This window comes from Nitratireductor aestuarii (assembly GCF_014641695.1).
Lineage (GTDB): Bacteria > Pseudomonadota > Alphaproteobacteria > Rhizobiales > Rhizobiaceae > Chelativorans > Chelativorans aestuarii.
On record NZ_BMIF01000013.1, the window covers coordinates 74292 to 86072 of the forward strand.

An 11781-nucleotide genomic window follows, 5' to 3' on the forward strand; every position below is an offset into this window, starting at 1 on the left:
AAAGGAACACGACCATGGCTGAGACCACAACGCTCACCGGCGCCGCACGCTATTCGGCCGGCGTCCTCGAATACAAGAAGATGGGCTACTGGGAACCGGACTATGAGCCCAAGGATACGGACATCATCGCGCTCTTCCGCATCACGCCACAGGAAGGTGTGGACCCGGTCGAGGCGGCGGCAGCCGTTGCCGGTGAATCCTCCACGGCTACCTGGACCGTCGTCTGGACCGATCGGCTGACCGCCTGCGACAAGTACCGCGCCAAAGCCTATCGCGTGGACCCGGTGCCGCACACGCCCGGCCAGTATTTCGCCTACATCGCCTATGATCTCGACCTGTTCGAGCCGAGTTCGATCGCAAACCTGACCGCCTCCATCATCGGCAATGTCTTCGGTTTCAAGGCGCTGAAGGCGCTCAGGCTCGAAGACATGCGCCTGCCAACGGCATACGTCAAAACCTTCCAGGGCCCGGCGACCGGCATCGTCGTGGAGCGCGAGCGTCTGGACAAGTTCGGTCGGCCGCTGCTCGGCGCCACCGTGAAGCCGAAGCTCGGCCTTTCCGGCCGCAACTATGGCCGCGTGGTCTATGAGGCGCTGAAAGGTGGTCTCGATTTCACCAAGGACGACGAGAACATCAACTCACAGCCCTTCATGCACTGGCGCGACCGCTTCCTCTACTGCATGGAGGCCGTCAACAAGGCGCAGGCCGAGACAGGCGAGATAAAGGGCACCTACCTCAATGTTACCGCCGCGACCATGGAGGACATGTACGAGCGCGCCGAATTCGCCAAGGAGCTGGGCTCGGTGATCGTCATGATCGACCTCGTGATCGGCTATACGGCCATTCAGTCGATGGCGAAGTGGGCGCGGAAAAACGACATGGTCCTGCATCTGCACCGCGCCGGTCATTCCACCTACACGCGCCAGAAGAACCACGGCGTCTCTTTCCGCGTCATCGCCAAGTGGATGCGGCTTGCGGGCGTCGACCACATCCATGCGGGCACGGTGGTCGGCAAGCTGGAGGGTGATCCGGCGACGACCAAAGGCTATTACGACGTCTGCCGCGAGGAGTTTAACCCGATGCGGCTCGAAAACGGCATCTTCTTCGACCAGAATTGGGCGTCGCTCAACCGGCTGATGCCGGTGGCTTCCGGCGGCATCCATGCCGGCCAGATGCACCAACTCCTGCACCTGCTCGGCGAAGACGTGGTGCTGCAGTTCGGCGGCGGCACAATTGGTCACCCGATGGGCATTGCGGCGGGTGCAACGGCCAACCGCGTGGCGCTCGAAGCGATGGTGTTCGCGCGCAACGAAGGCCGGGACTATGTCCGCGAAGGGCCTGAGATCCTAGAGGCTGCGGCGCGTCATTGCATGCCGCTGAAGCAGGCGCTCGAGACGTGGAAGGACGTCTCCTTCAACTACGCTTCGACCGATACACCCGACTTCGTGCCCGTTGCGACGGCAGCGGAATGAGCCAACCCGATCTTGGAGAAAACCAATGCGCATCACCCAGGGAGCATTCTCATTCCTGCCCGATCTCACTGACGATCAGATCCGGGCGCAGGTACAGTACTGCATCGACAATGGCTGGGCGGTGAGCCTCGAATTCACCGACGACCCGCATCCCCGCAACACCTACTGGGATATGTGGGGGCACCCGATGTTCGACAATCCTGATGCAGCCGCACTGATGTTCGAGTTGGCGGAGTGCCGGAAGGTGTACGGCGACCGCTACATCCGTGTCGTCGCGTTCGATGCCACTCATGGCTGGGAGTCGGTGAAGCTCTCCTTCATCGTCAACCGTCCTCCTGACGAACCTGGCTTCCAGCTGGAACGGCACGAACGCGGCGGCCGCATGATGGGCTACACGACCCGGTCCTACGCATCGGACAGGCCCGCCGGCCAACGCTATAGCTGACTGTGCAACCCTTCCTCACCATGAGGGCCTTTGGACCTGGAGGATGGGCAACAGGAGACTCCCATGTCTGCAACGGCACTCGCCGAAGAGGCAAACAGCGTTCCGACCTCCGTCGATCTGCGCGCCGAATACGAGGCGTCTGGCGTCGGCGAGGTGCTGGCGGAGCTTGACCGCGATCTGATCGGCCTTGCCCCGGTGAAGAAGCGCATCCGCGAGACGGCGGCGCTGCTTCTGGTGGAGCGTGCCCGCCGCAGCATGGGGCTCGCGCATGAAACGCCGACGCTTCACATGAGCTTCACCGGCAATCCCGGTACCGGAAAAACCACGGTGGCGCTTCGCATGGCGGACCTGCTGCACCGGCTCGGCTATATCCGCAAAGGGCATCTCGTCTCCGTGACGCGCGATGATCTCGTCGGTCAGTACATCGGCCACACCGCGCCCAAGACCAAGGAGGTGCTGAAGCGGGCAATGGGCGGCGTGTTGTTCATCGATGAGGCCTACTACCTTTATCGCCCCGAGAACGAACGCGATTACGGACAGGAGGCGATCGAGATCCTTCTGCAGGTGATGGAAAACCAGCGCGACGATCTGGTGGTGATCCTCGCCGGCTATGCGGCGCGCATGGAGCGCTTCTTCGAGAGCAATCCGGGGTTCCGCTCGCGGATTGCTCACCACATTGACTTCCCTGACTACGACGACCCGGAGCTGCTGCAGATCGGGGTGAAGATGTTGGAGAAGCAGAACTATCGTCTCGATGAGGAAGCCGAGGCGGCGATGCGCGATTACATCTCTCGCCGCCGTCAGCAGCCGCACTTCGCCAATGCGCGCTCCATCCGCAATGCGCTCGACAGGGCGCGCTTGCGTCAGGCAAACCGGCTGTTCGAGACCGCGAGCGGCCCGCTCGATGCTGACGAACTCTCGACCATCCGCGCCGAAGATATCCGCGCCAGCCGCGTTTTCGATGCGGCGGCAGCAGGTTCATAGTCTGGAACAAGACCGGATGGTGGAGGTTTCGTCCACAGCACTAGCCCTTCACCACCACCTCAAACACGAGGAGAGTTTCCATGGCTAACGCCGACAAGAAACACATCGGCAAGGGATCGCAAGGAAAGGGTTCCGGTTCGGGCGCGATGACCGAACTCGACAAGGATACCGTCGGTGAGAACGAGGTCCTGTCGAACCGGGACAAGAAGCAGCATTCGCAGGAACGCGGGCAGGACGGCAACGCGATCAAATCCGAGCAGGGCCAGGACCATGCGGCCAACCGCCGTCCCTGACCGCAGGAGTATTCCATGACCAGCAAGCACCCCAAGACGGAGACACCATCCGACAAGGATCTGCGCGAGAACCCCGGAATTGGCACTTCCAAAGGCACGATCAAGGGCGGCGATATCCTTGATGAGGAAGGCACCGGCGGCGACAATACCTTTGAAGGTGATGTCGAGAACGACGTCACGCAGCAGGGCGGCGTGAACCCCGATCAGACCGGTCGCACCAACAAGTAGTGCTCAGGAGTCCGAGAAGCCGAACGGTGTATCTGTCCTTCTAAAATTGTCCGGCAGCAGCTGACGACCGATCGGCGGCTCGGAACGCGCGGTGCAGGTGATGCGGTGGCAGAGGTGGCAGGCGATGCCGATCGGCGTCGGAGCCACGTTCTGCTGACCATCGCTATAAACCAGACGGTCCGCGTATTTAGCCTCACAGACAAGCGCGACGGAACGCTCGACGCTGAGCGCCCGATAGCTTCCGCCGCCTGAATAGACGGTGCGGGCGACGGAGAAGAAGCGCTGGCCGTCCGGCAGTTCCAGCCATTGTGTCACGATCTGGCGTGGCATCTTGAAGGTCTGATGCACGGTCCAAAGCGGGCACCCGCCGCCGTGGCGGGCGAATGGGAAGGTGCCGCTGTTCAGCCGCTTGGAGACGTTTCCGGCGGCATCGACGCGGATGAAGAAGAAGGGGACGCGCTCCTGACCGGGCTTCTGCAGCGTGGTCAGGCGATGGGCAGTCTGTTCGAAGCTGGTGCCGAACTCGCGCGCCAGTCCCTCGATGTCATAGCGGCGTGTTTCCACCGACTTGGCGAAACGCGCATAGGGCATCAGGATCGCGGCGGCGCAATAGGCTGCGAGCGTTCGTGTGGCGAGGCGACGGGTGTTGTCATTGGGGAAGTTTCCTTCCTCAACAGCCTGGGCGATCTGCGGCTCGAGTTCGAGATAGGCAAGCTGCTGGGCCAGCTGAAAGTTCTGGCTCGCAGCGTCGAGCGTTTCATCGAGCAGCACTGCCTTGCGGTGCCAGTCGAGGCGACGGACGGAGCCAACCATGACGTCCGAGGGGAGGCGGCGGACGATAAGGTTGTGGCGCTTCTTCAGATGGGCGGCGAACCCGCCTTCCTCGCTGATCTTTGCGGCAAGGGTCTCGGATGCCGAGTCGAGCGCGGGAAAGCAGTTCTTGCGGGCGGCGAGGAAATTGCGCACTGCCGCCACTGGGTCGCCGGACGAGCTGGCGCTGGCGCCCGGCCTGTCCTGTCGTTTTTCCGCGAGCGCAAGCTGCTCTTCCTTGTAGGTCGTGTGCAGCCGGATGAAGGCTTCCGCAAAGGTCGGGAAACTGTTTGCCACGTCGCCGAGTTCGGAAGCGGAGATCTCTACGTCCGCAAGAAGAGGGTCGCGAAAGGCGGTGCGGAGCTTCGTCTGCAGTTCCTCCTGCGTGCCTTCGCTCAGGTCAGAGAAGTCGACCTTGTAAGCGCGGGCAAGACGCAGAAGGATCTCGGCGGTCACCGGCCTGTGGTTACGCTCGATCAGTGCCACGTAGGAGGGCGAGATTTCGAGATCCGCCGCCATTTCGGCCTGCGTCAGGCCGAGATCGCGCCGCAGCCGCCTGATCCTTGGTCCAAGGTACGTTACAAAGTCCGCCATGGGAGCACCTTTACATCCTTACAACCTTACAAGCATTGTTTGTAAGGAATGACAAGTGCACAACGAACCGGATTGAGTATCCGGCGGTGGCGGGTAGGTTGCCTTCAACTTTACGGAGGCATTCATGGACTACAGGGCCAGCATTCGCGACCTCGATCAGGTCATCGGAACCAACCAGAACTGGAACGGCATCTCTGCTGAATCCGCAGCACGGATGCAGTTGCAGAACCGTTTCCGCACCGGACTCGACATCGCTCGCTACACCGCCAAGATCATGCGCCGCGACATGGCCGCCTATGATCTCGACCCGGCAAACTACACACAGTCGCTCGGCTGCTGGCACGGCTTCATCGGCCAGCAGAAGATCATCTCGATCAAGAAGCACTTCGGCACCACCAAGGGCCGCTACCTCTACCTCTCAGGCTGGATGGTTGCAGCACTCCGCTCTGAGTTCGGCCCGCTGCCGGACCAGTCGATGCACGAGAAGACGTCCGTTCCAGCGCTGATCGAGGAGCTCTACACGTTCCTGCGCCAGGCCGATGCCCGCGAGCTCGGCATGATGTTCCGGGACCTCGACAATGCACGCTCGGCTGGCGACCAGATCCGCGAACAGCAGATCCTGAACGCCATCGACAACCATGAGACGCACGTCGTTCCGATCATCGCCGACATCGACGCCGGTTTCGGCAATGCCGAAGCGACCTACCTGCTCGCCAAGAAGATGATCGAGGCTGGTGCCTGCGCGCTGCAGATCGAGAACCAGGTTTCCGACGAGAAGCAGTGCGGCCATCAGGACGGCAAGGTCACCGTTCCGCATGAGGACTTCATCGCCAAGATCCGCGCCTGCCGCTATGCCTTCCTCGAGCTCGGCGTTGAAGACGGCATCATCGTTGCCCGCACGGACTCGCTGGGCGCCGGCCTGACCAAGCAGATCGCCTTCAGCAAGGAGCCGGGTGACCTGGGCGATCAGTACAACTCCTTCCTCGATTGCGAGGAGATCACGGATCTGAACAGCGCTAACGGTGATGTCCTCATCAACCGCAATGGCAAGCTAGTCCGCCCGAAGCGCCTGCCGTCGAACCTCTACCAGTTCCGTGAAGGCACGGGCGTGGACCGCGTCGTTCTCGACTGCATCACCTCGCTGCAGAACGGTGCCGACCTGCTCTGGATCGAGACCGAAAAGCCGCATATCGGCCAGATCGCCAGCATGGTCGACCGCATCCGCGAAGTCGTTCCGAACGCGAAGCTCGTCTACAACAACTCGCCGTCCTTCAACTGGACGCTCAACTTCCGCCAGCAGGTGTTTGACGCCTGGCAGGCAGAAGGCAAGGATGTCTCGGCCTATGACCGTGCCCGCCTGATGAGCGCCGACTACGACGAGAGCGAACTGGCTGCCGAGGCTGACGAGCGGATCCGCACCTTCCAGCGCGACGCAGCGCAGCGTGCCGGCATCTTCCATCACCTGATCACGCTGCCGACCTACCATACGGCTGCTCTGTCGACCGACAATCTCGCCAAGGAATACTTCGGTGAGGCTGGCATGCTGGGCTACGTTGCCAATGTTCAGCGCAAGGAGATCCGCCAGGGCATCGCCTGCGTCAAGCATCAGAACATGGCCGGTTCCGACATCGGTGACGATCACAAGGAATACTTTGCCGGTGAAGCAGCGCTCAAGGCTGGCGGCGCTCACAACACCATGAACCAGTTCTCGGCCGCCTGACCCGCCGGGACCAAGGCGAGGGGTATTCCCTAACCTCTCGCCGCCCTATCTGGAGTGCATACCATGACAGAAACCGCTGAAATCCAGAAGCCAAGCGAACCGCAGCGTCCCCGCGCGGTCTTCTCGAACGAAGACTTCAAGCTCCTGCGCACTGCCATCGCGCATTACCTGCAGGAAGCCAAGGACGACCCGAACCTCGGGAAGTATTCAAGCCTCTATCACCGCCTCGGCCGCATCGGCTGAGGCGAGTTTTCTGAGGATAGCCTTCTCCGGGCGATTGCAACCACTGCATTCGCCCGACATCATGCGCAGCCTATGCACCGGCTAGGCCCACGTCTGGGTTACGCCTTTCGGTGATGTTCCCTTACCACCATTAGGATACGTTGAAAGCGCCTCTGCTTCCCGCGAAAATCGTTTCGCCATAACGGAGGGGGGCTTGTTATGCGTCAGATTTCAATCGCGTTTGTGGACGATCATCCGGTCCTGCTTGGAGGACTGGCTCACATCTTTTCCGAAATGCCCGAGTTTGAAGTTGTAGGCACGGGGCGCTGCGCGTCCGATGTCGAACAGATCTCGGAGAAAAATCCCGACATCATTCTCGTGGATCTCAACATGCCGGGCGATGCGTTTTCGGCAATCCGGCGCAGCCATGAAATTTCGCCGCCGACGCATATCATCGTGTTCACGGCCTCCGCCGGTATCGACCACGCCGTCAAGGCGCTGGAGGCGGGGGCAACCGGCTACGTGCTGAAGGGCAGCACGGATGACGAACTTCTGCAGGCGATCGACACCGTCATGGCGGGCGAGACCTTCATCACACCGAGCTTTGCCAGCAAGGTGATCTCGGCGCTGCGCAACACGTCGACGCGAAAGCCGGTGGGGCAGTCAGTCAAGCTCAGCGTGCGCGAAGACCAGATCGTCCGCCTGCTGCTAATGGGGCGCACGAACAAGGAAATCGCTGAACGGCTGAAGATCAGCGAGAAGACGGTCAAGCATTACATGACGCTGCTGATGCAGAAGCTGCATGCGCGCAACCGCGTGGAAGTTGTCCTCGCCGCCCAGGAACTGGGGACATTCGTTGCGCCGCGCGGCGAACCTCAGCGCAGCACATTGCTCAACTAGAGTATCCGTGTTGGTCAAGTCACGGACTGTGCCCATTTTCGGCCATCCCGCAGCAGTGCGTTTGCGAGGATGATCATTTTTCGCATGATGGCCGTGATGGCGACTTTGAACGCTTTTCCGGCTGTCTTGAGCTGATCGTATTTTGCCTTGAGGTCCCGGTTGAACCGGATTGCGACGAGGGCCGGCATATAGAGTGCCCGCCGGACATTGGCCCGGCCGCCGCGAATGAAAGCGCGGCCGGTCCACGTGCCCGACTGCCTTGCAATGGGCGCGAGCCCTGCAAGTGATGCCGCCTGACCGTTGTTGAGCAAACCCAGTTCGGGCATGTCGATCAGGAGCGCGAAGGCGGTGATCGTCGAGACGCCAGGGATCGAGACGAGAATGGCGAAGCGATGCGCCAGTTCAGGATCGGCCTTGATGTGCGTCATGATCTCTGCCTCGATAGCGGCAATCTGGCGCGCGATCTGCCTGAGCTGCTCGCCATTCTGTCGCTTGAGGATGGCCAGGGTCAGGGTCGTCGCCCTGTTCTTGGCCGCCGTGCGGTCCTTGACCAGCGCCTCGCGGGCCATATGCAGGTCTTTGAGATCGCTGAGGATCGGGCTGCATGCCGGTCTGGCCTCGAGCTCAAGCAGTGCGCCCATGCGCGCCAGCATCGCCGCGTCCAGCCGATCGGTCTTGGCCAGCTTGCCGGTGGCTTCGGCAAACCGTCTTGCCTGGCGCGGGTTGACCTTGACCAGTGCAAAGCCTGCGTCTGCCAGCCTGCGCTCGAAGGTCCGGTGATAGGGTCCTGTCGGCTCGTAAATAACGCGGGGATGCGATGCCCCGAGCCATGACAGGAGGGCTGTGTGACCGGCTCGGTCATTGGTGAAGCGGCGGCTAGCACCATCGCTCATGCGATAGGCATCGAGATGGTCTTTTGAGATGTCGACGCCGATGGTATCGTGGGTCATCTTTCGCTCGTCCTCTGCTTGTCATCGGAGCCAAACTCCGTGTATCCGTTCAGGACCAGGGAGAAAGACGAGGGCGATCACACTCTAGTTCGAACCTGAATAGTCCGCGGTTCATCGATCCGACCCTCGCCGCTGAGGGAGGGCCACAACCCTCTCGCAGCGGTTCATATTCGCCCGTTCAGCGAAGAAAGTCATAAGACAAGCGGTTCCAGGAAAAGTGGGAACCGGTTTTCCGTCCGGAACCGCGAGAAAACAAAGAATTAGAGCAGTTCAGAGTTTCTGTAAGTCTGAACTGCTCTAGTTCAGACACTGGATCAAACCTGTTCGCTAACATCTTGATCCGCTTTGCTTATGGGTAGCGGATCACTGGCGGGTGTCGGTGCCACGAGCGGCAGCTCGACCGAAACGATTGTGCCCTGCTCATCGGACTTGATGTTCAATTCGCCCCCGAACGTCGCGACCCGGTTGCGGATGCTGTGCATGCCGAGCTTGGTCCTCACGCTGGTCCCGGTCTCCTCCACGGTCTCCATGATCTGTTCACCGCTGTTGGAGATGGTGAGCAGGATCCGCCCCTTGTTCTCCCGAGCCGAGACGCGCTGGCCTTGGCCACCAGCATGCTTGAAAGAGTTGTTCAGGGACTCCTGAATGATGCGATAGATGCAGATCTTGAGCGCGTTCGACAGGGCTGAGGGCAGGGGGCCGAGATCCACCTCGACGGTGGTTCCGGTGAGGTTTTCATGGCGCTCGGCGGCGTGGCGGATTGCCTCCACAAGCCCGATCTCGCTGATTTCAGGCAGCACAAGCCCGGCTGAAAGTTCGCGCAATTCACGGATGACAGAGGCCGTCAGCTTCTGGATGGACGTCACGACAGCTTGCTCATCCGGGCTCATGTCATTGCGACGCAGCCGCCCCAGTCGCAGCATCAGAAGGCTGAGGAGCTGGATCGGTCCGTCGTGCAGGTCGAGGCCGATGCGGCTGATCAATTCCTCATTGGCAGCATTGGCGTCAAGCCGGGCCTTGTCAGCTTCGACCCGCAGATGCTGGTTCGTCCGGGCAAGGGCGATCGTTTCCTGGAAGCGCTGCTGTAGCGCCGAGCGCTGCCGCTCGATCAGCTGGTTTCCCCGCCGGACGATCAGGTAGAGGAAAGCGAGCATGACGACCGTGGTGAAACAGACGAAGATCCAGGTGCGGAATTCGCTGACGTCCAGCTGTTGATCGAGAACGGTCGCGTTCTCGTAGACCTCACCGACGGCAATGATGTTTCCCGACGCATCGCGGAGTGGCGCATAGACCTCGATAAGCGAAAGGCCGAGCGACTGCTCGTGAGCGCTTTCCTCGCTTTTCATGTCCTCGAATTCGGCGACGACCTCACCGGACGCAGCCCGCGCCACATCGTTCGACGCAAACTGTTTTCCGATGAGCGACTTCGGCTTGTTGACGTAGAGCACGGTGCCGTCGGCACGCCAGAGCTTCAGGGTCACGAAGCTTGTGAGGATTGGCTCGCCCTCCGCGAACAGCGCGTCGAGCTTTTCATGCACCTGTGGCGGCAGTTCTTCGTGTGTATCGAGCTCTCGCAGAATGGGCTCGACGAAAGCCTGCAGGAAGCCGACTGCGGCCGATCCGGACGTTGCAAGAACGCTGCGGGTGATCTGGTGGTTTACCCATGAGCCAAGAACCGCCATGGACACGCACAGGACCACGGCTGCGGCTGCCATGAATTGCATGGAGAGGCTAAGCCCGAAAAGGGTGCCCCTGTCTCTTCCCGTATGCGGCATGAACTGGCCCCACCAACGGGAAGAGACTACTACATGTTATTCACCTCGATAACCTGTTTATTGAGCCGAGGATCTAAATTTCATCAGCGCTCACGGAACGCCTTGCTCAGCTGGTCTGTGATAGGCTTGACGAAGTAGGAGAGGGCCGTGCGCTCGCTTGTCGTGACAAACACCTCCACCGGCATGCCGGGGATGAGCTTGCTTTCGCCAATCTTCTCGATCTCTCCTTCCTTCAGCTCCACATCGCCTTTGTAATAATACTGCCCGGTCGCCTGGTCCCGCGTGGTGGCAGGCGAGACGTGCGAAACGCGGGCGAAGAGTTCCGGCGTCGTGCGCTGGTTGAGCGCGGGCAGGCGGATGCGGGCCGTGCTGCCGACGGCCACCTGATCGATGGAGTTGGGCGGCAGCATTACCTCCACCTTCAGTCGGGCATCGACCGGCACCACCGTGGCGAGCACTTCCGCAGGCGTGATGACACCACCGATGGTGTAAATGTTGAGCTCGTGAACAGTGCCTGCAATCGGTGAACGGATTTCCGTGCGCGACAGTCGGTCGGAGATCGCCATGTGCCGGTCGCGCAGTTCCGAAAGCTTGGTGTCGACCGTGGTCAGCTCCCGCTGCGCTTCCGTGCGGGCCATTTCATCGACGGCCAGGATCTGGAGCCGGATCTCGTTCATCTTGGTGCGGGCGCGCGCGATCGAAGCCTCGATCTCTCCGCGCTCGCCAAGCATCCGCGCGACTTCCCGCTCGATCGAATAGAGCGGCGTGTGCTCCATCAGCTTTTTGCTGACGAGATGCGCAATCTTGGCGCGTTGCTCGTCGACGAGCTTTATTTCGTCGCCCTTTGAGCCCAGCTGGGCTTCCAGTCCCCTGATCTCCTCGGCCACCTGGCTCAGCACCAGCTCGAGCTGCTGCTTCCGGCTCTCGCGGTTCGCCAGATTGCCGTCGAAGAGACGGGTCTCGCCATTGACCAGAAACTGCACATCACGATTGCCGAGATCGAGGCGAGGCGGGAACTCTATCGTGTCGAGCAGGTCGCGCTCGGCAAGAAGGCGGGCGCGGCGCACCGTCAGTTCCAGCATCTGCGCGTCGATGATCGACAGTTCCGCCCGGGTTTGGGTGTCGTCGAGGCGCATCAGCACCTGGCCTTCCTCGACGACGTCGCCCTCGCGGATCAGGATCGCGCTGACGATGCCGCCATCATGATGCTGGATCGCCTTGATCCGCTGGTCGACGGCCACCTGGCCCTGTGCAATCACAGCCCCCGCAAGCTGGGCTGTCGCAGCCCAGCCGCCAGCGCCGCCAACCAGAAGAACTCCAAGCACCGTACCCGCGATCACGCGTGATCCGATGCGAAATGTTTCATTGCCCCTGTTGCGCATAGCAAC

12 protein-coding genes are annotated in these 11781 nt (G+C 61.2%); 8 read left to right on the plus strand and 4 right to left on the minus strand.

Features of this window, described 5'->3' with window-relative positions:
• The first annotated feature begins 14 nt into the window (after positions 1–14).
• The 5 genes from IEX27_RS17580 to IEX27_RS17600 all read left to right on the plus strand — a co-directional run bounded on the left by IEX27_RS17580 (position 15) and on the right by IEX27_RS17600 (position 3422).
• Complete coding sequence (locus tag IEX27_RS17580; protein ID WP_188722392.1) at positions 15–1472, plus strand: form I ribulose bisphosphate carboxylase large subunit; 1458 nt, start codon at positions 15–17, stop codon at positions 1470–1472.
• A gap of 25 nt (positions 1473–1497) precedes the next feature.
• Entirely contained in the window at positions 1498–1917 is a 420-nt protein-coding gene (locus IEX27_RS17585) for a ribulose bisphosphate carboxylase small subunit (RefSeq protein WP_188722393.1), read from the plus strand.
• Positions 1918–1980: 63 nt separating this feature from the next.
• On the plus strand, positions 1981–2901 hold the full coding sequence (cbbX, locus tag IEX27_RS17590) for a CbbX protein (RefSeq protein ID WP_188722394.1): 921 nt from the start codon (positions 1981–1983) through the stop codon (positions 2899–2901).
• An 80-nt stretch (positions 2902–2981) separates the two neighbouring features.
• The gene (locus IEX27_RS17595; protein WP_188722395.1) at positions 2982–3194 is read left to right on the plus strand and encodes a hypothetical protein; all 213 of its coding nucleotides are present in this window, start codon (positions 2982–2984) and stop codon (positions 3192–3194) included.
• A gap of 15 nt (positions 3195–3209) precedes the next feature.
• Positions 3210–3422 (plus strand): hypothetical protein, encoded by a 213-nt coding sequence (locus IEX27_RS17600; RefSeq protein ID WP_188722396.1) that lies wholly within the window; start codon positions 3210–3212, stop codon positions 3420–3422.
• 3 nt (positions 3423–3425) lie between these two features.
• On the opposite strand, the gene IEX27_RS17605 is transcribed toward IEX27_RS17600, so the two are convergent.
• Positions 3426–4826: a helix-turn-helix domain-containing protein gene (locus IEX27_RS17605; protein WP_188722397.1), complete on the minus strand. Its 1401-nt coding sequence runs from the start codon at positions 4824–4826 to the stop codon at positions 3426–3428.
• Positions 4827–4950: 124 nt separating this feature from the next.
• Here IEX27_RS17605 and IEX27_RS17610 point away from each other — a divergent pair, with 124 nt between their 5' ends.
• The 3 genes from IEX27_RS17610 (at position 4951) to IEX27_RS17620 (ending at position 7668) form a co-directional block, all read left to right on the plus strand.
• Positions 4951–6546 (plus strand): isocitrate lyase, encoded by a 1596-nt coding sequence (locus IEX27_RS17610; RefSeq protein ID WP_188722398.1) that lies wholly within the window; start codon positions 4951–4953, stop codon positions 6544–6546.
• 63 nt (positions 6547–6609) lie between these two features.
• Positions 6610–6789: a hypothetical protein gene (locus IEX27_RS17615; RefSeq protein ID WP_188722399.1), complete on the plus strand. Its 180-nt coding sequence runs from the start codon at positions 6610–6612 to the stop codon at positions 6787–6789.
• 198 nt (positions 6790–6987) lie between these two features.
• Positions 6988–7668, plus strand: a complete 681-nt coding sequence (locus tag IEX27_RS17620; RefSeq protein WP_188722400.1) for a response regulator — start codon at positions 6988–6990, stop codon at positions 7666–7668.
• Between the two features lie 14 nt (positions 7669–7682).
• On the opposite strand, the gene IEX27_RS17625 is transcribed toward IEX27_RS17620, so the two are convergent.
• The 3 genes from IEX27_RS17625 to IEX27_RS17635 form a co-directional block, all read right to left on the minus strand.
• Positions 7683–8618, minus strand: coding sequence for an IS110 family RNA-guided transposase (locus IEX27_RS17625; protein ID WP_188722401.1), 936 nt, complete (start codon positions 8616–8618; stop codon positions 7683–7685).
• 314 nt (positions 8619–8932) lie between these two features.
• Entirely contained in the window at positions 8933–10393 is a 1461-nt protein-coding gene (locus tag IEX27_RS17630) for a sensor histidine kinase (protein WP_188722402.1), read from the minus strand.
• A gap of 83 nt (positions 10394–10476) precedes the next feature.
• The gene (locus IEX27_RS17635) at positions 10477–11775 is read right to left on the minus strand and encodes an HlyD family type I secretion periplasmic adaptor subunit (protein WP_188722403.1); all 1299 of its coding nucleotides are present in this window, start codon (positions 11773–11775) and stop codon (positions 10477–10479) included.
• Positions 11776–11781 lie beyond the last annotated feature (6 nt).

What these genes read in the sequence shown, in the direction of transcription:
- IEX27_RS17580 (WP_188722392.1), top strand. Translation starts at nt 15, where the DNA reads ATGGCTGAGACCACAACGCTCACCGGCGCCGCACGCTATTCGGCCGGC.
- IEX27_RS17585 (WP_188722393.1), top strand. Translation starts at nt 1,498, where the DNA reads ATGCGCATCACCCAGGGAGCATTCTCATTCCTGCCCGATCTCACTGAC.
- cbbX (WP_188722394.1), top strand. Translation starts at nt 1,981, where the DNA reads ATGTCTGCAACGGCACTCGCCGAAGAGGCAAACAGCGTTCCGACCTCC.
- IEX27_RS17595 (WP_188722395.1), top strand. Translation starts at nt 2,982, where the DNA reads ATGGCTAACGCCGACAAGAAACACATCGGCAAGGGATCGCAAGGAAAG.
- IEX27_RS17600 (WP_188722396.1), top strand. Translation starts at nt 3,210, where the DNA reads ATGACCAGCAAGCACCCCAAGACGGAGACACCATCCGACAAGGATCTG.
- IEX27_RS17605 (WP_188722397.1), bottom strand. Translation starts at nt 4,826, where the DNA reads ATGGCGGACTTTGTAACGTACCTTGGACCAAGGATCAGGCGGCTGCGG.
- IEX27_RS17610 (WP_188722398.1), top strand. Translation starts at nt 4,951, where the DNA reads ATGGACTACAGGGCCAGCATTCGCGACCTCGATCAGGTCATCGGAACC.
- IEX27_RS17615 (WP_188722399.1), top strand. Translation starts at nt 6,610, where the DNA reads ATGACAGAAACCGCTGAAATCCAGAAGCCAAGCGAACCGCAGCGTCCC.
- IEX27_RS17620 (WP_188722400.1), top strand. Translation starts at nt 6,988, where the DNA reads ATGCGTCAGATTTCAATCGCGTTTGTGGACGATCATCCGGTCCTGCTT.
- IEX27_RS17625 (WP_188722401.1), bottom strand. Translation starts at nt 8,618, where the DNA reads ATGACCCACGATACCATCGGCGTCGACATCTCAAAAGACCATCTCGAT.
- IEX27_RS17630 (WP_188722402.1), bottom strand. Translation starts at nt 10,393, where the DNA reads ATGCCGCATACGGGAAGAGACAGGGGCACCCTTTTCGGGCTTAGCCTC.
- IEX27_RS17635 (WP_188722403.1), bottom strand. Translation starts at nt 11,775, where the DNA reads ATGCGCAACAGGGGCAATGAAACATTTCGCATCGGATCACGCGTGATC.